We start from the raw sequence: 20,120 nt of genomic DNA, 5'->3' as shown, positions 1-20,120 counted from the left end.
TTTAAAAAGCTTAAGAATTCAACCTTTATCATACTCAACACGACTATTATTTCGAATGTTAATAACTTATCAACACTGTGTTTTATATATTAAGAATCCTTTTTTACAAAGCAATTGCTCGGTTGAGCCGATATATTGCTCCATAATTGGTTGATATCGTAAAAAACTGTTCGCGACAATGGTGATATTAGCCTTGGGTAACATGTTGGCTTTTATACCTGACAAAAACTGCTCAGTAGCATGATAATGTGTTTTTATGCCTTGGTGAAAAGGAGGGTTAGAAACAATATGTTGATACTTTTCAGTTACGCTAGATAAACTATTAGAAGCAAATACCTGACCTGTTAACTCATTGATCTCGAGTGTTTTCATCGCAGAGGTTAAAGCTAATGCGTTAACATCGAGTAAAGAAAGTTGGCAATCAGGATGTGTCTTGCCAATAAAACAGCTGATAACCCCTGCACCACAGCCAAAATCTAATACTTTTCCTGACATCTTTTGTGGTAAGTTTTGCAGTAATAATTCTGTTCCTATGTCTAGCTGTTTTTGGCTAAAAACGCCAGGAAGAGAAGCAATTGTTAAACTAATGTTATTAATATTAAGTTGATATTGCTTATACCAAGACGCTAAGTCAAAGGGGGTTGAGCGCGCTTGTTCAGCTATACTTCCAGCAAATAACATGCAATGGCGAGCAGAGTCAATTTTTTGGTAATTATCGATATAATCAATAACAACTTTCTTACTTGATTGAATTCCACCTTTCTTCTCTCCAACCATTAATATGGTTGCATTGGGTGCTAAGCTATTGGCAATCATTGCTAAGGTGAAGGGGAGTTCGGCCTTACTTTTAGGAAATGTAATAATGACTAAATCGTGTAAGGTTTTTGATTGATATTGACTGTCAAAAACACAGTGTACATTCTCTTTATAACGAGAGGATATCGCACTATAGTCAATGAAATTAGTGTTATAACAGCTTATTTTACTTTTTGGATTAAGCGCAAGGTATTCGTTTATAAAGCCATCTTCAGACATATTGACCAATAATGGGCATTGTCCGCTAAGTAAATGTGGGGTGCGAAGTAGTACTTGGCTGATATTGGATAAACCAGATTGACTATGTGACATAAAAACCTAATAACGGTGAGTGAGGTACTAAACAAGAAAATACTTACATAAGTTAGAAGAAAGCATTCTACCTGAAAAGCCCAAGAGCCCACAAGTATTGCGAATTAAGCCTGTATTACGGATTGAACTGAAATTAAAAAAATGATTAAATAGCGCTTGTCCCTATTCGATGGTTTGTTGTCTACGTTTAAATAGTTAGCAACGCACTATCAAAGGGGTCAGAAGAGGAGCGTTAACCAGGTAGTTATAACTGTTTTAGGTAATAAAACATAGAGATCAAACTCTAGTAGTTATAACGAGGGGGATTAACGCCGAGATAAAACCATATTTGATGATGGTTTTGTCGGTTGTTTATTAACAGTATATTTTGCAATTGTTAATATCGGGCTGAATCCCAACAACTGTCACCTGTTACCTAATAAATTAGGTATATGAGTGGAGAGCTTCTGGCCTTTGCATTATCAGCCAAACACACTCTTAATGAGTGTTAGCTCTTCATTGTAAACGCCTGATCTCTCCGAACTAACACTGCCAATTGTTGGCAACTAATGAGTTCGAGAGTAATGAATACACATAATTCTACCTCAGTTCGTACTACGCGAACCACTACATGTCCATTATGGACAGCGCTAGTTACACCTTTCAATCAAGATAATAGTGTTGATTTTACTAGTTTAGAGAAGATTGCTATTGCACAAGCCGATGCAGGAAATGGCATTTTGTTACTTGGCAGTACTGGCGAAGGCTTAGCGCTAACAACAGATGAGCAATATGCCATTGTTGACTATGTCTGTAGTCTCAAACTTAATACACCTTTAATGGTTGCTGTAGCAGGCTATAACCTTCCTGAGCAAGTTGACTGGGTAAAGCGTTGTAATAGCCTAACTATTGATGCGTTTTTATTAGGTACGCCTATGTACGCAAAGCCTGGCGTGGTTGGACAAACCCAATGGTTTTCTGAGTTACTCGATACAGCAGACTTTCCTTGCATGTTATATAACGTGCCTTCTAGAAGCGGTATTGCAATTCCTGTTGATACTGTCAAAGCTTTACAAAATCACCCTAATTGTTGGGCGATGAAAGAAGCCAGTGGCGATATTAACCAATTTTTACAGTATCGCGAATATTGCCCGAACATTGAACTATTTAGTGGTGAAGATGCCATGATGCCTTATTTAGCCTCTGCAGGTGTTAAAGGCTTGGTCTCAGTGTGTGCTAACGTCTGGCCTCAAGCAACAAATGCTTATGTAGAGCAGTGTTTACAAGGCACTTCTATGCAAAATCAAGCATTATTTCCTTTATGGAAAAATGCGGTTAACGCGCTATTTAGTGTCGCAAACCCTATTCCTGCAAAAGTACTTATGCATCATCAACAATGCATTAACACCCCAAATTTGCGTGCGCCGTTAACTCATGAAGAGTTAACAGACAAACACGAACTGCTGCATTTTGATTTACAAATTACACAGTGGTTAACAGAGAATTTACCTACAACAAAACGTTTTGCTTAAAACGTTAAAACCCTTTTATTTATTATTAGAAATTCGGAGAAATATATGAACTGGCAAGATGTTTTAGCACAGTTAGAAGCAGGTACATTACGTGCGGCAAATCAAGATGAAAATGGTAATTGGCATGCAAATGTTGCTGTCAAAGAAGGTATTTTAGCTGCCTTTAAAGCAGGTGAAAATATTGCTTTTGGTGAAAACTATCAAGGTTTTGTCGATAAAAATAATTTACCTGCACGTCAATTTTCACCGAGTGATAATGTGCGTTTAGTTCCTGGTGGCTCATCGGTTAGAGCAGGAGCGCATGTTGCTGCTGGTGTTATTATTATGCCTCCTGCTTATATCAATGTAGGGGCTTTTGTTGATAGTGGCACTATGGTTGATAGTCATGCACTGATTGGCTCTTGTGCGCAGGTTGGTAAAAATGTACATGTATCAGCCGCGGTACAAATTGGTGGTGTATTGGAGCCTGTTGGCGCTAGCCCTGTTATTATTGAAGACAATGCTTTTTTAAGTGCCGGTGTTGTTGTGGTTGAAGGTATTGTAGTGAAAAAAGGTGCTGTATTGGCACCAGGTGTTTCGCTATCTAAGTCTGTACCTGTTTATGATTGTGTTAATAAGGTAATGCGTGAAAAAGGCGCTGAAATTCCAGCAGGCGCTATTGTTGTTCCAGGTACACGTCCTGTGCAAAGTGAATGGGCACAAGAGCAAGGTTTAAACATGGCTTGTGCGTTAATTGTTAAATATCGTGATGAAAAAAGTGATGCAGCGTTAGAGTTAGAATCGATTTTACGATAATTACTTACCTGCTTTAAAGATGAATGCCTTAATTGAAAATAAGTTGAGATTAAAATGACAATAACCCCAGATTGGTATGATAGCAATATTGCTTCGGCGCTAGAGCAACATAGCTCACCTGATGATGAACAAGCACTTTTTGTCTATCAGTTAGATGCATTGAAATCACATTTAGAAAAGCTACAGCAGCAAGATGTAATTAAACTGTGGTTTGCAGTTAAGGCAAATCCATTATCTAAAATATTACAAACATTAGATGGTGCAGGCTTTAACTTTGACGTAGCAAGCTCAGGTGAACTCAATCAAGTTTTAGCGCAAGGTGTCTCAGCAAACCGTATCCTTAATACCGGACCTGCAAAAACCAAAAAACAACTCGCTGCTTTCATCAAGCAAGGAGTTGAAACTTTTGTTGTCGAAAGTTTAAACCAACTAACATGGCTAAATGAGGCTACAGCTGAACATAATCTAAATACCGGTTCAGCAATAAAGCCGACAGTGTTATTAAGGGTTCAGTTACAGTGGCAAGAGGGAGAGAAGAACCCACTTGGCGGAAATAGTTTGACGCCTTTTGGTTTGTCAGTAGTGCAATGGCAAAGTATCTCTCTTGAGCAATACCCTGCTTTAGATATTTGTGGCTTACACATTTTTCAATGGGGCAATATGCTTAGCAATGAAAAAATGTTTTCTTTATGGGCGCAAATGGTGACACCATTAGTCGAACTCGCCAAAAGCATAGGTATGCCATTGAAAGTGCTGGACTTAGGTGGAGGTTTAGGTATTGACTACCTAGCAGAAGGTCAACAGTTAAACTGGCAGCAAACCATTGATGACCTTGCTGTGATTAAAGCGCAAGCAGGTGTTGATGAGCTTTGGTTAGAATTAGGACGATATGCTGTTGCAGAATGTGGTTACTACATTGTGCCAGTTGTTGATAGAAAAGAAAATTATCAGCAAGAACAATTAGTGTTGGCAGCAGGTATAAACCATTTATTGCGTCCAGCCATAACAGAACAGCCGTTTCCTGTGCAATTACTTCGCGATTCAAAGCAACAATCAAAAATGTTCGATATCCATGGACCTTTATGCACGAGCATGGATAAGTTAGGACAGCTAGCATTACCTAAAGATGTCGATGTCGGAGATAAACTTGTTTTTGGCTATTGTGGTGCCTATGGGTTCACAGAAAGTATGCCATTTTTCTTGTGCCATGAACTTGCTGCTGAGTATGTCTTTGAACAAGGTGAAATGATCCCTGTTCGTACAGCAAAAGCTGCGGCGAGTTATTTAGCTTAATCTTAGAAACGATATTAATATGTCAAAAAATCAAAATATATTTAATAAAACCGTTATGTCGGTTGGTGAGATGGCCAGTGGGGCAAAATTAACGGTTCCAGTTTATTCTTATAAAACACCGAACCCTCAAGGGCCAAACGTTTATATTCAAGCGAATATGCACGGTGCTGAAGTGCAGGGCAATGCTGTTATTTTTCAGTTGTTAGAGTTATTGAAAGACTGTGATATTCAAGGGAATATTACTTTAGTTCCTTATGCTAATCCTGTGGCTTGTAATCACAAAAATGGTGAATATACCTTAGGGCGTTTTGATCCCATAACCGGTGTAAACTGGAACCGTATGTATCATTTTGATGAATCCATAATATTACCTTTCACCGAACAGTACATTAATGCAACCGATATTGATATTGAACATCAGTTTAAGCAATTAATGATTAATGAGATTGAGCAAAAGCTTGATCATAATATTTTTGGCTTAACCACAGGTCAGCGTATTGCTTATCAGTTGCAACGTTTAGCCCATCAAGCCGATTTAGTGTTAGATTTACATACAGGCCCCATTTCCAGTAAGCATTTATATTGCCCTGAATATGCACAAACTAGCGCAAGTTACTTTGATATTCCGCACACTATTCTTATCCCAAATGAATTTGATGGCGCAATGGATGAAGCGACTTTTTGTCCTTGGTGGCATTTACAACAAGCGTTTGTAGCAAAAGGCCGTACTTTTACTATGGGGCAAGGGGTTTTCAATAAAGAAAGCTTTACTGTTGAGTTAGGCTCTCAAGAACAAATTGACTTGGATGTAGCTCATCAAGATGCCATGGGAATTTTAAGTTATTTGCAACATAAGGGCGTTATTAATGCGGCTGAATATAAGCCACAAGAGATGACTCGGTATGCTTGCTATTTAAAAAATTATAAAGCGCTATATTCACCAATGGGTGGTATGGTTGATTTTCTAGCAAACTTCGGCGAGCCTCTAGCTACGGGTGAACCACTGGCCAGAATACTAAGAATGGATAATTACGGTGATGGTGACCCGTTACACTATGTGACCTTAGATCATACAGTGCTACCTATTTTGCATTTTGCTTCAGCAAGTGTGAATCAGGGCACTGAATTATATAAAGTATTTAGCGATTTCTTTGTACTTGATTAGTGCCAACTTCTATGCGAGTAGACGATTAAACAAAAAGCACACTTTTGTGTGCTTTTTGTTTATCAATGATTAATCCCTGTCAGGGGTTTTTAAGCTATATTTTCAAACCAAACTCAATAGCAGCACCATATGTTTGATGATCACCCATATAGCCTGCAATATCGATTGAAACAACATCCCATGGAGATATGCCAAGACCTGCTGTCATAATATCAGCATCAACATCATTTAAATCTGCACGGTAGCCTAGCCTTAATTGTAAACTGTTATTAACCGTAAATTCAGCACCAATACTAGCGTATTTTGATGCTTTTACTTCAATTAAGCTCTCTCTATCAGTTAAATCAAATTCGGTGGCTAAAGTTAACCAATCATTTTGATAGCTTAACCCTGCGATACTGGTAGTTTCAAGCAAAAAAGCAAGCCCGACTTTAGGGTGTTTTACTTCATGAGAAATCAAGTTATTTGATACGACAGCCGCATGCCATTGTCTTTCATCACCCCAAGCAAAATAAAGACCTAAATCTATATTGCCATTAGAGTCATCAGTAATGTTGTCTTCATTTCCTAAGTCAAAGTCATTATCATTAAAATCACTAATGTTTTTAGTATTGAAAAGTAAATCAATGCGTTGATATTTTAATTTAATGCCTGCTGAGACATCATATAGCTTAGTTTTATGCACTTCGCCACCGAGCATAACGCCTGCCTCTGCAATCGAGTAACCTATGCCTGTCGCTGTAGATTTTAACTCATCAAGTTTTAAATCGCCTGAATCTATTGCATTGCGCAATAGTTGCTCATCGGTTTGATTATAATTGATTACACCATTATACCGACCATATTGATTAGTGAATAAACCGAAGCTTAAATATTTATTGGGTACAATTACCTGAAAACTTAAACCATTTTGTCCACTAACTACTTGAGAGTTTATAGCCTGTAATTCGTGAATAATACTATCGACTTGTGTGTTGAGAATATCTGAAGGAATGCCAGCATTTATGCCATCAGAAAGAGTTGCTAAGTCTTGAGCAACATTGCCACCTTTATCAATCACATTAAATTCGTCTGAAGCTAAAATGCCAAGGTTGAGTGAAAAATAGAAGTCATCTTTACTTGTATATTCCGTCAGTAGGGCTGGGTTGCTTAAGGCATTGGTATAGTCAAGAGTTATCCCTGTGAAACCTTGACCTGCTCTTCTTGCATTGAAGTTTTCAGCCATACTTGTAGCAGATGATGTAAGGATAAAAATAGCAAAACTAGCTTGGCCTAATCTGCGAGGTAAATGTGAGATTCTTTTCGTTTTTTTTAGTAATAATGAGGATAATGATTTTGACATAAGTTACCAATAATTAATGAAAAAACAGAAGATGATGGGTTGGTACTCTTTAAGGTTAGTCTTGGCGACTGGTGTTAGTCAATGAATATTGTTGAATTATTATTGATGCGGTAAATCAGATGTTATAATATAACAAACATTATGATGTGCTCTATTGATAAAAACTCTACAATGTTGTCAAAAAGACGACGCCTAAACCGTTACATTAGTACACTTGTGTTAATGGTTTTTTTATGTGCTTTTATTTCTCATAGTGACCATATTACTTCGCAAGCTTCCCAGTTTGAACAGCAAGACTGTTACCTTTGTTATCAAGGCTTAGATACGGTAGAAGCTAATAACTCAGTTAGTATTTTCGTAGTTAAACACTTTCAAAATGTAGTAATACATACAGAATTAATGCTCGCGCATACTCCTTACTTTGGTTTAGCGAAGTTAAGAGCCCCACCACGTTTCTAATTTTATCATCACGAAGAACGTATTAGGTACTTAGTATTTCTGAGTTACCGCTTGTTATGTAAAATTACTGGAATATAAGATGTTTAATAAATTAGTTACTCAAACACATAGTTTGAGTAAAGCTTCTGCTATAAAAAAAAATAAACTTAAATCACGCAAAACAACCCGAGCAGCTGTAGTTTCCGCTATAACGGCTTTCCCTTTAGTCTGGTGTAGTCAGGTATTGTCAGCTGAACTTTCAGGACAAATAGTCGATAAACAAGGCAATGCAATTGCTAATGCTAAAGTAAGTTTAAAAGGGTTAGATAAAAGTCAGCTAACTGATGCCAAGGGATATTTTATTTTTAACGATATTTCTGCGGGTACTTTCGAATTACACACCAGTGCTAAAAACTTCAGTCATAACTCCTTAATAGTAAAAGTTGAAAACCAGAATATAAGTAACCTTAGCGTATCATTATTACCCTCTGTAATTGAAGTTATCGATGTGAAAGGTAGTGTGTTACATGCATCAGCTATAGAGTCAGCACTCCCTGTTAATGTGATCAGTGGTGATGAGCTAAAGTTAAAGCAAGCTTCTACTTTAGGCGAAACACTGAAAAATGAAGTGGGTGTTCATTCTAGCTATTACGGCCCTGTTGCCAGCTCTCCTATCATTCGAGGTTTAGATGGACCCAGAGTACTCATTACACAAAATGGACTTGATGCTGGTGATGCATCACGTTTAGGAGCGGATCACGCTGTTGCTGCTGAAACGAGTACAGCACAACAAGTTGAAGTATTACGAGGCCCAGCAACATTGTTTTATGGCAGTGGTGCGATAGGCGGGGTGGTAAATGTTGTTGATAATCGTGTACCTACAAGTAATGAAACCATAGCCGATTGGATGTTGCAATATAATGATGTTTCTAACGAGCAACAAGCTGCAGTTAACTTACAAGCAGGGTTTGATAATTGGGCATTTCATGGTGATGCTTTTTGGCGAGAATCTAAAGATTATAAGCTTGCTGGTGAAGCAGAGCTTGATGATCACGATGATCACGAAGCTCATGATGATGAGCATGAAGAAGAGCACAGTGAAAGGTTAGCTAATAGCGCATCAAAATCAAATGGTTTTACATTGGGCAGTAGCTATTTGTTTGATCAAGGTTTTGTTGGTTTTTCTTATGGCAATATGACGCGAGAATATGGCATACCAGGACATACACATGGTGAGCATGAAGAAGAACACGATGAACATGAGGCTCATGAAGAGCATGAAGAAGAGCATGAAGAAGAGCATGGCGTATATGCCAAGATGAACCAAGATAGACTTCAAATGTTGAGTGAATTGAAATTTGAAAATACTTTTATTTCAAAGTTAGCAACTAAGCTAGCTTATACCGACTATAGCCATGAAGAAATTGATGATGGTGAGGTAGGCACACGTTTTGATAATGAAACGTTCGAAGCAAGAGCTGATATCTATCATAAAGCGATGAATGACTGGCAAGGGGCTTGGACATTACATTACAAGCAAAGTGATTTTTCTGCGCAAGGAGCAGAAGCTTTCACACCACCATCTCTTACTCAAAATATTGCTGCTGCATGGCTTGAAGAGAAGCATGTAGGGCAAGTTTTGATACAGTTAGGGGCACGTATTGAGCATGTCATGATTGATATTGATGGATATGAGTTTGAACATGGGCATGAAGACGATCATCATGAGCACGAAGAAGAACACCTAACGTTGTCAGATCAATCATTCACGCCATTAAGCGCATCGGTAGGTTTGGTCTGGGATTATCAATCTGGATATAATATTGGCGCTTCTGCTGCTATCTCTCAACGAGCGCCTAGTGCCGGCGAACTTTTTGCCTTTGGTCCACATATCGGTGCGAATACTTATGAAGTTGGCGCCATGTTTGAGGTTGAGCAGGAAGGTGAAGAACTGCATGTTGAGTTATCTGATCATGAGCCAAATGTTGAAACATCATTTAATTTAGATTTAACTTGGCGAAAATTCTCAGGTGATTTTGGCTTTGTGTTAAGTGCTTTTTATAACCAAATTGATGATTATTACTATCAACAAGATACTGGATTTGTTTTTCATGATGAACACGGTCATGGCGAAGAAGAGCATGTTGATGAAGAACATACAGAGGAATCATCTGGCTTGCCTGTTATGCAGTATGTGCAATCTGATGCGCAACTATATGGTTTTGAAGCCGAAGTTGCCTATCAAATTTCAGATGAATTTAAAGTGACTGTGTTAGGTGATTACATTCGTGCCAAGCTAACTGATGTACAAGATGGTGAAAATGATAATTTACCAAGAATCCCTCCTTTGCGTTTCGCTGGCTTACTTAACTATCAAGGTGAGCAATTTGATGGTGAATTAAGTCTTAGTCACTATTTTGAGCAAGATGATATTGCTAAGCTTGAAACAACAACAGAGGCTTATACGATGTTCGATGCTCACTTAAATTATTATATTGATGGAATTGGTGATGATTTAGTGCTGTATATTAAGGGGCAAAATTTACTCAATGAAAATGCTCGAGTACATTCGTCATTTTTAAAAAATGTAGCTCCTTTACCCGCAAGAAGCTTTAGTGTGGGTATTCGAGGTAGTTTCTAGCAGGGTAATCAGCGCTTGAAATAGTTATAAACGCTATAAAGCAAAACAATATCTTTTACTTTATAGCTTCATCTCAGGTTAAGAGATAAGTTAACCTGAGATGAAATTGTTAACATATGGTTAAAACAACTCACTAACCCCCACTAAATTAGTAGCTTTTAACACAGAGTAAAGTGATTTTAGCCTCAGCCCTAAGGGCAATAGCTTTTTTAACACTAGCGGTATGAGTATTCACTTATTTGGAACAACCAAATTGCGCTCATACTGCTTTGCTATCAATAAAATAGCGCATTGCTGAAAATATCAGCAAAGGTTAATACGCCTTAGTCAAGAGAAGCTAAAATATGCTTAGAATCCCAAAAGCCTTAATGGCAAGTATGATTAGATGCGCGATTTATTTGCCTATTTAATGCGTTAATTGAAAAGTTATAAACACTTTCTTTTGTGTACGTTTGAGTGAAGCAATAAAAGTTAATATGGAAAAAGTCGTTTTGATAGGTCAATTTTTCCATGGCATTTACATTGTGAATATCAATCAAACTAAATTCACTACTTGGAGATTGAATACCTGGATGAAACACAGTTTTAGTTTGAAAATGATCATAAACCTTGGCCATTAGCCAAGCTACACTATAGATATGACCGCCAGCCGAAGCTGTTAATTGTTCTTGCTTAATTCCTCTTATCGCTTTTCTATCCCAATCAAAACCACCAATAAAAATGTCTTTATTAGGTATCAGGCCAATGTCTTTAGCTCCTTCAATCGCTGCAACAGCCATATGATCTGATGCTGCCAATACAACATCAATGCCTTTATGTCGCCGATATAGGTTTATAAAATAATCTTCGGCTTTGTCATAATCCCAATAAGCGACAATATTTTGTACAAGAATGGCTTGATTATCCTCGTTAACACTTTTGGTAAATCCTGCTGTTTTTTGCAGTGATTGCGCAGCAAAATCTCCATTTATTGCTAACACTTTAATGAGAGGGTTGTCAGGCTTTACTTTTTTTGCGCGTGTGAGCAAATTATTCATCAGTAAATAAGCCCCTTGAGTGTGGTCATCATAATGCTCACCCAACCAAAATTTAAACTTTTCTTGTGGGTAGCCAATTTGAGGTTTGAGGTTAAGATTATCTTTGTAGGTAAAATGAGAAAGAGTCACAAAAGGAATTTTTGCTTGCTCAAGTAGGGTAAAATTTCTCAAGGCACTGCGTTTATGCGCCATAAAAATAAGTAAGTCAGGCTTAGTTTTTGCCTCAACTATTTTCTTTATGACTTCATCTTGATATAGACGATGCCCCTCACCTCGAACGAAGGTTAAGTTAATATTTAAGTCTTGAGCAGCAGCCTGAGCAATATCATGAACATTTTGCCAAAAAGGGGTGATTTCATTGGTATCAGCAATATAAGTGACATTAATTGCGTTAACTCGGCATGAAAATAGGCTGATTATTATCAGAAAGACAGTTAACTTTGTTCTCATATTACAGTAGTTTTATACCATTCTTCTCTATTGAAACTTTTCCTTTTTTTAGTAAATTGCCAACCGTAGCCTTAAATGTTTTTTTACTTACCCCTAGGGTTCTTTTGATTAATTCAGGATTACTTTTGTCGTTAAGCGTTGTAAAACCATCGTTGTCTTGTAAAAAGCGAATAAACTTATCGGCAAAATCGATAACTTTACCTTTACCACCACGTGTTAATATTAAATCTAGGCGACCATCATCTCGAACTTTTTTTATATAACCAGTGATTTTTCGACCAACGCGAAGTGGTTGAAAAATTTCATTATCGTAAAGTAAGCCCCAGTGCAAATCATTAATAATCGCTTTAAAACCAAGATCTGTTTTATTAGCAATAGTTAAAGAGACCTCTTCACCGTCAGTGTATTCTGCAGGCCAAACATCAATAAATTTATCAAGCTTACTTGATGCGGCAATACGCTCAGTACGTTGATCAAGAAATACACGAACTAAATAATATTTACCTACTTCCATTTTGGTATGTTGTTGGTTGTAAGGAACTAATAGATCTTTGGGAAGCCCCCAGTCTAGAAAAGCTCCCATCTTATTAACTTGTGCGACTTTAAGGGAAACAAATTCGCCTACTTGAGCAAGAGGTTTTTCGGTTGTTGCGATAAGTCTATCTGCTGAATCTAAGTAGATGAATACAGAAACTAAGCTATCAACTTCACAGTCATCTGGGAGAAAACGGTTGGGTAATAAAATTTCACCTAAATCACCAGCATCTAAATAGGCACCGTTATCTGTTTTTGCGATAACCTTTAAGGTGTTGAATTTACCAATTTCAGCTTGGTTTGTGATGGTGTCTTGAGTCATTAATACTACCAATAAAAAAATCTAAGTGTCTATTGTAACGTAATATCTATAATAGGTCGAAAGACAAATGAGCAATGTGGTTTAATTGTTTAATCATATTAGGGCGTGTTGAGCTTTGTTGATATTATTAAACAAAGTTCAACACCTAGTTTGTAGATACAAATTTTTTCTCTGCTTGGATTTTGGTCGCGATATATTCACTATGTCTTAAATGTAATAAATCGGCAATACGTCTAATAATATGTTCTTCTATGCTCGCTAACTCTCCATCAGCATAAGCGATTTGCCACAGCAAAACGACAATGTTAATCCTGTCGTCTAATGATAAATGTTGGTTAAGCTGACTGGTAAATTGATAAAAATCGTTTGCATTTTCACTGAGTTGAATGGCTTGTTCAAGAATATCTGTAACTTGGTCATTAGAGAGTGAGAATTGATTTTGTAATAGGCAAGTGAGCTTTTCTTGTTCTTCATTCGTATAATTGTCGTCTGCTCTCATGACTTCACAAAATAAGACAGCGCAAGCCAATTCAGTAGATATTGTCGTGCTGCTTTGTTCTGTTTGATGCAAGCTTGAAAAAAAATCTTTCAATTGAGAAAACATAGACTAAACCTTATATGAAAAATAACATTTAATATTCTACGACTTATTATTCATGAAGTCTTAGACCTTTAGTAAGTATATATTTCATAAATAATTGAGTAAAAGCATGATTTTTTGGTTAAACATGCCAATGCAAAAAAAACTTCGTTGGTTCTACTTAAGGTTATTGTAAACAATGAAATAAAAAATAATTTGTAATGTATTGATATGTAATGTTTAAATTTGAGATTGTCTATGGTTTCTTAGAAAGAAGTCGAAAGTGGTGCGAATTTTGTAATAGAGCGTTACAACTTTGTTAATGCATGTAACCAAAAACTGGTTATGCTATGAAGCATTACAATACCGTATCTGTTAATTTATTAGTATTAGGGATTTAAAAAGTGGCTCGTAAAAAACAAATAATTATTCCAATTGTCATTTTAGCTGCCGGCGTTCTTGCCATGATTGGTTTTTCTAGTATGAAAAAACCACCAGAAGAAAAAGCTGAAGTAGATAATACACCTATTGTTGCCGTGGAAAACATTAGTGTTGCACCGTTAACATTAGAAGTTAGCTCTCATGGTATCGTTAAGCCTAAGTATGAAACTCAATTAGTTGCCCAAGTTAACGGCCAAATTGTTGAGTTAAGTGATACGTTTGTACGCGGTGGCTTTGTTAAGAAGAACCAATTACTTGCTCGTATTGATCCAAGTGATTATCAAGCTGCGCTTATCGATGCCCAAGCTAATATGGCGTCAGCAAGAGCTGCATTAGAAAAAGAAGTCGCACAGGGTAAAGTTGCTGAACGTGAGTGGAAACAAATTACGGATACTTCACCAACAGAGTTAAGTTTACGTAAGCCTCAACTTGCACAAGAGCTTGCTCGTGTAAAAGCGGCACAAGCGGCAGAATTAAGAGCCGAGCGTAATTTAGAACGCACAGAAATAAGAGCACCTTACGATGCGATGATTGATAGCAGAGATATTGGTTTAGGATCTTTTGTCAGTGTCGGTAGCAAGTTAGGACACGTATTAGGCACGGCTGTTGCAGAAGTTAGGTTGCCAGTTGCCGATAATCAGCTTCAATATTTAGTTGAGCAAGGTAAACAAGCGAAAGTCCATTTAAATGGCAAGTTTGCTGGACAAAACACACAGTGGCAAGCTGAGATAGCACGTAGTGAAGGTGTAGTTGATAATAAAAGTCGCATGACTTATTTGGTGGCAGAAATTAATGATCCTTACCTATTGTCACAGCCAGCTAATGGTGAATCTCCACTTCGTTTTGGAAGTTATGTAAACGCTAATATTGTTGGGTTGAATATTGCTTCAGCCGCGTCAATTCCTAGATATTTAGTTGTTGATGGTAAAGTAGCTTTATTAGACAGTGAATCAAAATTACATTTTGCTTCTATTGACATAGTTCGTCAACAAGGAAGCAATGTTATTGTAGGTAAAGGTCTAGTTGACGGTGATCAGTTAATTATTTCTGCACTTGACTACCCAATTAATGGTATGAAACTGGCCTTGGCGGGTGCAGAAGAAACACCAGAGGCTGAAGAGTTAGAAGCTAAAGAACCGGTAACTCAAGTTGCAAATAATGAGTCAGGAGAATAAATATGGCCTCTTCTGATAAGCCTAGTAACGATGCGTTAGAAAAAGATAACGTGAATAGTCAAAACATTGATGGTATTGATACCCATAAAGGTTTAATTGCATGGTTTGCCCGTAATAGTGTTGCGGCAAACTTATTAATGATTTTTATCTTGGTTGGTGGCTTTCTAACGATCAATACCATAAACAAGCAAATGTTCCCACAAGTTAAAATCAATTGGATTTCTTACGCTGCACCATACCCAGGAACCGCGCCACAAGAAGTTGAAGAAGGTATCACCATTAAGATTGAAGAGGCGCTTGAGTCAGTTCAAGGTCTTAAACGTGTGATTACTTATTCAAACCGTGGTTATTCAAATGGTTGGTTTGAAGTGGATACTGACTATGATCCTCAAATTGTATTAGAAGAAGTGAAATCAGCAATTGATTCTATCCCAAGCTTTCCTGACGGTATGGAACGCATCAAAGTCGAGCGTGAAAAGTTCCGTCAAGAAGTCATGTATATCAGTTTGTTTGGTGATTTAACTAATAAAGAACTTAAAGAACTAGGGCGTAAAATACATGATGAAATACAACAGCTTCCTTTAGTTAATGTCTCTGAATTTTTTAGCGGATTAGGTTACGAAATTTCTATTGAAGTCAGTAAAGATAAATTAAGAGAATATGATCTTAGTTTTAGAGATGTTGCTAATGCAGTTCGAGGCTATTCCCGTAACATGTCTGCTGGTCAAATTCGCGCTGAAAATGGTTACATCAATTTACGTGTTGAAGAACAAGCGTATTATGGCCATGAATTTGAACAAATACCTGTAGTGACCTTGGAAGATGGTACTAAGGTTATGCTTAGTGACTTAGCGACGATTAATGATGGTTTCGAAGAAGGGCTACAGTACTCGAAATTTAATGGTAAAAATTCAGTGACCTTCTTCATCGGTGCATCAGAGAATCAGAGTATTACCGATGTTGCTGCGGTATTAAATGATTTTGTTGAGAAAAAATCAGAGTTTCTTCCTCAAGGCGTAAAGCTAGAGACATGGGTAGATATGACATACTACCTTGAAGGTCGTCTAGAAATGATGATGGACAATATGAAAAGTGGTGCGGTACTGGTTTTCTTAATGTTAGCTTTATTTTTACGTGTTCGATTAGCCTTTTGGGTCATGATGGGTTTACCTGTGTGCTTCTTAGGTACATTACTGGTTATGCCGATGGAGTTCGTTAATGTCACGATTAACATTACCAGTTTATTCGCCTTTATCTTAGTACTAGGTATTGTGGTCGATGATGCAATAGTAATGGGCGAAAGTGCTCATGATGAAATTGAAGAGCGAGGTCATAGTGTTGATAATGTAATACGTGGCGTAAAACGTGTTGCCATGCCAGCAACCTTTGGTGTTTTAACCACAATAGCCGTCTTTTTACCTTTCGTGTTAGATAATGAACCTGGCTCTGCGTTTAGCAAATCTATCGGTTTTGTTGTCGTTTTCTGTTTAATATTTTCACTTATTGAATCTAAACTGATTTTACCCGCGCATTTAGCGCAGATGAAAATGAAAAAATTCAACCCGAAAAACCCTTTAGATAGACTTCGAGCTATTATTGATAAGTCATTAAAAAGTTTTATTGATAACGTATATCGCCCAACGCTAGCAGTATGCATTAAATATCGTTATGGCGTATTGATGTTTTTTATTAGTGTTATGTTATTAAGTGCTGGTTTGTTCCAAGGTGGTTTGGTTCGTTTTATTGGTCAACCAAAAATTCCCCATGACTTTCCTCGCGTTTCAGTAGAGATGAATATTGATGCATCTGAGAAGGCAACCCTTTCAGCGGTACTAAATATTCAAAATGTGCTGTATAGAATTGATCAAGAAATTGAAGCAGAGCATGGCAATGGCATGATTTCAGACATGCAAGTTGATTTACAAAGCCGAACCAGCGGTCGCGTTATGGTTAAACTTGTTGATCCTGAATTACGTGCAATGGATACTTTTGAATTAGCCGATAAATGGCGAAATGCTATTCCAAACTATCCCGGTGTTAAATCGCTAACCATAAGTGACAACCTTTTTGGCGGTGGTCGTGATGATGGTGATATAGCCTTTAGATTAGAGTCTCAAAATGACGAGCAACTACTTGCCGCAGCAAAAGAGTTAAAGGTCAAACTTAACTCGTTAAAAGGGGTGGGGGATGTAAATGACTCACGTCAAACGAGTGCTAAAGAAGTTCAGTTTGAATTAAAGCCATTAGCTTACTCTATGGGATTAACCTTAGCAGATATCGCATCACAAGTGAGCTATAGCTTTTATGGCTTAGAGGCTCAGCGTATTCTTCGTGATACAGAAGAAATTAAAGTGATGGTTCGTTATCCGCAAGAAGAACGTAGTTCTGTGGGACATGTTGAAGATGTAATGATTCAAGCACCAAATGGCGCTGAGCTACCACTATCAGAATTAGCTGAGATAAAACTGACTGACGGTGTAACCCGTATTCGACGTGAAAATGGTAACCGTACTATTAACGTATGGGCTAGTGTAGATGCTGAGCAAGTGGAACCATTTAAAGTGGCTAATGATATTCGTGACAACTTTATTCCTAAATTGCTACGTCAATTCCCATTAGTTAAAAGTGAAGTAACAGGTAGTATTCAAGAAGAGATGGATAGCATTAATAATCAATTACGTGATTTTGCTATATCATTGATGGTTATTTTCTCATTACTTGCCATACCATTAAAATCTTACTCGCAAGCTTTTATGATTATGATAGTGATTCCTTTTGGAATAATAGGTTCTGTATTTGGTCATTTAATTCTAGGTATGAACTTAAATGCACTATCTGTTATGGGGATTCTAGCGGCAGCAGGTGTTGTGGTTAATGACTCCTTAGTGATGGTTGATTATGTTAATAACGCAAGGCGACGAGGTGAAAGTATCAAAGATGCTGTTATGCATGCAGGAACTAAACGCTTTAGAGCAATACTGTTAACTTCATTAACAACATTTATTGGACTTGCGCCGATCATTTTCTTTGAAACGAGTATGCAAGCACAAATTGTAATCCCAATGGCTGTGTCATTGGCTTTTGGTGTACTATTTGCAACAGTGGTGACATTAGGGTTAATTCCTTGTCTATACCTTATTATTGAAGATATTCGCCAATTGTTTTCAAGAAAAAAACACAAGAAAAAAGCACTTGAACATAGTAATGGAACCAAACAAGAAGAACTACCTTCTAGTTAATATGTTTTGAGTTGTCCGTTTATAAAAAACCACTGTTAATACAGTGGTTTTTTTTGTCATAATACTTTTATCCTTTTGTACTCCTAGTACAAAAGGATAATTATCGTGTACTGTGAACAATAACACTCATAATTATAAGGAAAAATCGCTAATGCCTACCCAGCACAGTTGTGATGTCACACTATATCGTGGCAATGCAAAGGAGTATAAAGGAATTAAGACTGCGATTGTAAAATCGCTAATTAGTTCTAAAATTTATCTGTCAGAACAGGGGGTGGAAGGTGATGTTTGTGCTGACACAAAACATCATGGAGGAATTGAGCGGGCTTTGCATCAATACCCTTGTGAGCACTATCATTATTGGCAATCCCTTTATCCGCAAAGTAAATCATTATTTCATGCATCAGCGATGGGGGAAAATATTAGTACTATAGGTATGACTGAGCGAGATGTATTTATTGGCGATCAGTATCAACTTGGAGATGCCATCATTGAGGTAAGCCAACCAAGGTCTCCTTGTTATAAATTAAGTCTCTTTATGGAAGTTAAGGACTTTGCTTTGCAGGTTCAACAAACAAGTCGTTGTGGTTGGCTGTATCGTGTAATTAAACCCGGCTTTATTAATACTAATGCTAAGCTAGACTTAGTGAGTAGGGTAAATCAAAGTTTATCTGTTTATAATGTTGCAGATACTTTTTTTAATAACCCTATGGACAAGGAAGCATTACAGCAAATAATTGAACTTGAATCATTGTCTCAACATTGGAAAAACTATATACAACAACGATTAGAATTGGGAAAAGTTGAAAGTTGGCAAGCCCGTTTAACAGGTGTTTTTTAAAAGTTATTACTTTAAAAAATAGACTGCATCATTTTAGGGCGTGTAGAAGGGAGTGTTTTCTTACTGAAAAATACACAGTAGCCTTATTTATTAACGCACAAGTTATTTTGCTCACTGTGTTGATATAAAAAGGCTATATCAACATTTCATTAAAGCCCTGCATACGTTACACTGCTATGCTTTATTCAAATTATGTCTTTTATTTTAAGAGCTTATTATGCGTTGGTCTTACTTTTTTATTTTACAAATTATTATTTTGTCTGTGGTCGTGGCTGTTGTTTATCAACATGAAGACAAAGTTACTCTTATCAAAACACCTCCCGAAGAGTTAGCGCAATGGTATAAGCCTGAAAGTAAACGCCATGTCTGGTTACATACGATGTTTGCCTTAAGAAGAGAAATGCAAGCCATGTCATTTTATGCTGCAAAAGAAGATGATATTCATTTAAAGCAGTGGAATGAAGGTTTTAAAAAACATTACTTAAGTATTGCTGAAATGGTGCCTCCATGGAAGAAATTGCTCAATGAATCTAGCATGCAGCAATTAGAAAATGCCATTATAGCGAAAGATTATAAAAAGGTTTCGCAAGAATTGGATACTCTGCAGAAAGGCTGTGATTCATGCCATAACGATTATCAAGCAATCACGGCATTAACATATCGCGCACCAGATTTTTCCAATAAAACACTACCAAGTGGAGAGGACTTTACAGAGCATATGAATAAGTTAACTCAGCAAGTAAACCAAGTGAAAATTTCTTCTCAAGATGGTTTTACCGAGTTAGCATTATCTTCTTTGGAGTCGTTAAAAGTTGAGATGAATGAATTGGGTAAAGTCTGTGTTGACTGCCATAAAAAGGATAGAAGGACGTATCCTGATGAAACTATGAAGGCAACGATGGTAAGTTTAGAAACCGCAATAACATCGGGTACTTTAAAAGAGCAAGGAAGACATTTAGGTACTTTAGCTGTATTGGCCTGTGCTCGTTGTCATGGTACACATCGAATAATTAACGGTGCTAAAGAAAAAGTCACTGATGAGGTAAGTTTCAAAGCGTTATTCAAGCATAATTAACCTCAGTTTGGGTTAAGAGATAAGTAAATTGTTTGAAATTTGTTAGACTAGTGGTTTTAGCAACTCACTAGCTTGATAGTTTTTTTCATTCAAGGAAAATTCATTAAGAATAG

Annotated in this window: 15 protein-coding genes and 1 riboswitch; of the genes, 10 read left to right on the top strand and 5 right to left on the bottom strand. The window is 37.1% G+C overall.

From position 1 onward, the window contains the following. Nucleotides 1-69: 69 nt before the first annotated feature. On the bottom strand, nt 70-1,128 hold the full coding sequence (locus D1094_RS05830; protein WP_118959164.1) for a methyltransferase: 1,059 nt from the start codon (nt 1,126-1,128) through the stop codon (nt 70-72). A 214-nt stretch (nt 1,129-1,342) separates the two neighbouring features. Next, a riboswitch (Lysine riboswitch) is annotated at nt 1,343-1,582 on the top strand. A gap of 109 nt (nt 1,583-1,691) precedes the next feature. On the opposite strand from D1094_RS05830, the gene dapA reads away from it, so the two are divergent. The 4 genes from dapA to D1094_RS05810 are packed head-to-tail and all read left to right on the top strand — an operon-like array spanning nt 1,692 to nt 5,892. Continuing rightward, nucleotides 1,692-2,639, top strand: coding sequence for a 4-hydroxy-tetrahydrodipicolinate synthase (gene dapA, locus D1094_RS05825; RefSeq protein WP_118959163.1), 948 nt, complete (start codon nt 1,692-1,694; stop codon nt 2,637-2,639). 45 nt (nt 2,640-2,684) lie between these two features. Continuing rightward, nucleotides 2,685-3,434 (top strand): 2,3,4,5-tetrahydropyridine-2,6-dicarboxylate N-succinyltransferase, encoded by a 750-nt coding sequence (locus D1094_RS05820; RefSeq protein ID WP_118959162.1) that lies wholly within the window; start codon nt 2,685-2,687, stop codon nt 3,432-3,434. 54 nt (nt 3,435-3,488) lie between these two features. Beyond that, the gene (locus D1094_RS05815; protein WP_118959161.1) at nt 3,489-4,727 is read left to right on the top strand and encodes a PLP-dependent decarboxylase; all 1,239 of its coding nucleotides are present in this window, start codon (nt 3,489-3,491) and stop codon (nt 4,725-4,727) included. A gap of 19 nt (nt 4,728-4,746) precedes the next feature. Further along, complete coding sequence (locus D1094_RS05810; protein WP_118959160.1) at nt 4,747-5,892, top strand: succinylglutamate desuccinylase/aspartoacylase family protein; 1,146 nt, start codon at nt 4,747-4,749, stop codon at nt 5,890-5,892. 94 nt (nt 5,893-5,986) lie between these two features. Here the strand turns inward: D1094_RS05810 and traF are convergent, their stop codons facing one another. Then, nucleotides 5,987-7,234 carry a conjugal transfer protein TraF gene (gene traF / locus D1094_RS05805; protein WP_118959159.1) on the bottom strand — a complete coding sequence of 416 codons (1,248 nt, stop codon included), beginning with the start codon at nt 7,232-7,234 and terminating at the stop codon, nt 5,987-5,989. 141 nt (nt 7,235-7,375) lie between these two features. On the opposite strand from traF, the gene D1094_RS05800 reads away from it, so the two are divergent. Then, nucleotides 7,376-7,693, top strand: a complete 318-nt coding sequence (locus D1094_RS05800; RefSeq protein ID WP_118959158.1) for a hypothetical protein — start codon at nt 7,376-7,378, stop codon at nt 7,691-7,693. Nucleotides 7,694-7,772: 79 nt separating this feature from the next. Further along, the gene (locus D1094_RS05795; protein ID WP_118959157.1) at nt 7,773-10,313 is read left to right on the top strand and encodes a TonB-dependent receptor domain-containing protein; all 2,541 of its coding nucleotides are present in this window, start codon (nt 7,773-7,775) and stop codon (nt 10,311-10,313) included. Between the two features lie 365 nt (nt 10,314-10,678). On the opposite strand, the gene D1094_RS05790 is transcribed toward D1094_RS05795, so the two are convergent. From D1094_RS05790 to D1094_RS05780, 3 genes are all read right to left on the bottom strand, one after another. Then, the gene (locus D1094_RS05790) at nt 10,679-11,800 is read right to left on the bottom strand and encodes an ABC transporter substrate-binding protein (RefSeq protein WP_118959156.1); all 1,122 of its coding nucleotides are present in this window, start codon (nt 11,798-11,800) and stop codon (nt 10,679-10,681) included. Nucleotide 11,801: 1 nt separating this feature from the next. Then, nucleotides 11,802-12,656, bottom strand: coding sequence for a S1 RNA-binding domain-containing protein (locus D1094_RS05785; protein ID WP_118959155.1), 855 nt, complete (start codon nt 12,654-12,656; stop codon nt 11,802-11,804). Nucleotides 12,657-12,801: 145 nt separating this feature from the next. Beyond that, entirely contained in the window at nt 12,802-13,260 is a 459-nt protein-coding gene (locus D1094_RS05780) for a TerB family tellurite resistance protein (RefSeq protein WP_118959154.1), read from the bottom strand. 380 nt (nt 13,261-13,640) lie between these two features. On the opposite strand from D1094_RS05780, the gene D1094_RS05775 reads away from it, so the two are divergent. The 4 genes from D1094_RS05775 (at nt 13,641) to D1094_RS05760 (ending at nt 20,007) form a co-directional block, all read left to right on the top strand. Then, a complete protein-coding gene (locus D1094_RS05775) occupies nt 13,641-14,852 on the top strand; it encodes an efflux RND transporter periplasmic adaptor subunit (protein WP_118959153.1) in 1,212 nt (403 codons plus the stop codon). A gap of 2 nt (nt 14,853-14,854) precedes the next feature. After that, the gene (locus tag D1094_RS05770; RefSeq protein WP_118959152.1) at nt 14,855-18,091 is read left to right on the top strand and encodes an efflux RND transporter permease subunit; all 3,237 of its coding nucleotides are present in this window, start codon (nt 14,855-14,857) and stop codon (nt 18,089-18,091) included. Between the two features lie 151 nt (nt 18,092-18,242). Beyond that, nucleotides 18,243-18,932, top strand: coding sequence for an MOSC domain-containing protein (locus D1094_RS05765; RefSeq protein ID WP_118959151.1), 690 nt, complete (start codon nt 18,243-18,245; stop codon nt 18,930-18,932). A 217-nt stretch (nt 18,933-19,149) separates the two neighbouring features. Then, nucleotides 19,150-20,007: a hypothetical protein gene (locus D1094_RS05760; RefSeq protein WP_118959150.1), complete on the top strand. Its 858-nt coding sequence runs from the start codon at nt 19,150-19,152 to the stop codon at nt 20,005-20,007. Nucleotides 20,008-20,120 lie beyond the last annotated feature (113 nt).

Source organism: Colwellia sp. RSH04 (assembly GCF_003545765.1).
Lineage (GTDB): Bacteria > Pseudomonadota > Gammaproteobacteria > Enterobacterales > Alteromonadaceae > Colwellia.
The sequence above is the reverse complement of the archived record's forward strand: the minus strand, read 5'-3'. Positions and strand labels throughout refer to the sequence as shown.

What these genes read in the sequence shown, in the direction of transcription:
- D1094_RS05830 (WP_118959164.1), bottom strand. Translation starts at nt 1,128, where the DNA reads ATGTCACATAGTCAATCTGGTTTATCCAATATCAGCCAAGTACTACTT.
- dapA (WP_118959163.1), top strand. Translation starts at nt 1,692, where the DNA reads ATGAATACACATAATTCTACCTCAGTTCGTACTACGCGAACCACTACA.
- D1094_RS05820 (WP_118959162.1), top strand. Translation starts at nt 2,685, where the DNA reads ATGAACTGGCAAGATGTTTTAGCACAGTTAGAAGCAGGTACATTACGT.
- D1094_RS05815 (WP_118959161.1), top strand. Translation starts at nt 3,489, where the DNA reads ATGACAATAACCCCAGATTGGTATGATAGCAATATTGCTTCGGCGCTA.
- D1094_RS05810 (WP_118959160.1), top strand. Translation starts at nt 4,747, where the DNA reads ATGTCAAAAAATCAAAATATATTTAATAAAACCGTTATGTCGGTTGGT.
- traF (WP_118959159.1), bottom strand. Translation starts at nt 7,234, where the DNA reads ATGTCAAAATCATTATCCTCATTATTACTAAAAAAAACGAAAAGAATC.
- D1094_RS05800 (WP_118959158.1), top strand. Translation starts at nt 7,376, where the DNA reads ATGATGTGCTCTATTGATAAAAACTCTACAATGTTGTCAAAAAGACGA.
- D1094_RS05795 (WP_118959157.1), top strand. Translation starts at nt 7,773, where the DNA reads ATGTTTAATAAATTAGTTACTCAAACACATAGTTTGAGTAAAGCTTCT.
- D1094_RS05790 (WP_118959156.1), bottom strand. Translation starts at nt 11,800, where the DNA reads ATGAGAACAAAGTTAACTGTCTTTCTGATAATAATCAGCCTATTTTCA.
- D1094_RS05785 (WP_118959155.1), bottom strand. Translation starts at nt 12,656, where the DNA reads ATGACTCAAGACACCATCACAAACCAAGCTGAAATTGGTAAATTCAAC.
- D1094_RS05780 (WP_118959154.1), bottom strand. Translation starts at nt 13,260, where the DNA reads ATGTTTTCTCAATTGAAAGATTTTTTTTCAAGCTTGCATCAAACAGAA.
- D1094_RS05770 (WP_118959152.1), top strand. Translation starts at nt 14,855, where the DNA reads ATGGCCTCTTCTGATAAGCCTAGTAACGATGCGTTAGAAAAAGATAAC.
- D1094_RS05765 (WP_118959151.1), top strand. Translation starts at nt 18,243, where the DNA reads ATGCCTACCCAGCACAGTTGTGATGTCACACTATATCGTGGCAATGCA.
- D1094_RS05760 (WP_118959150.1), top strand. Translation starts at nt 19,150, where the DNA reads ATGCGTTGGTCTTACTTTTTTATTTTACAAATTATTATTTTGTCTGTG.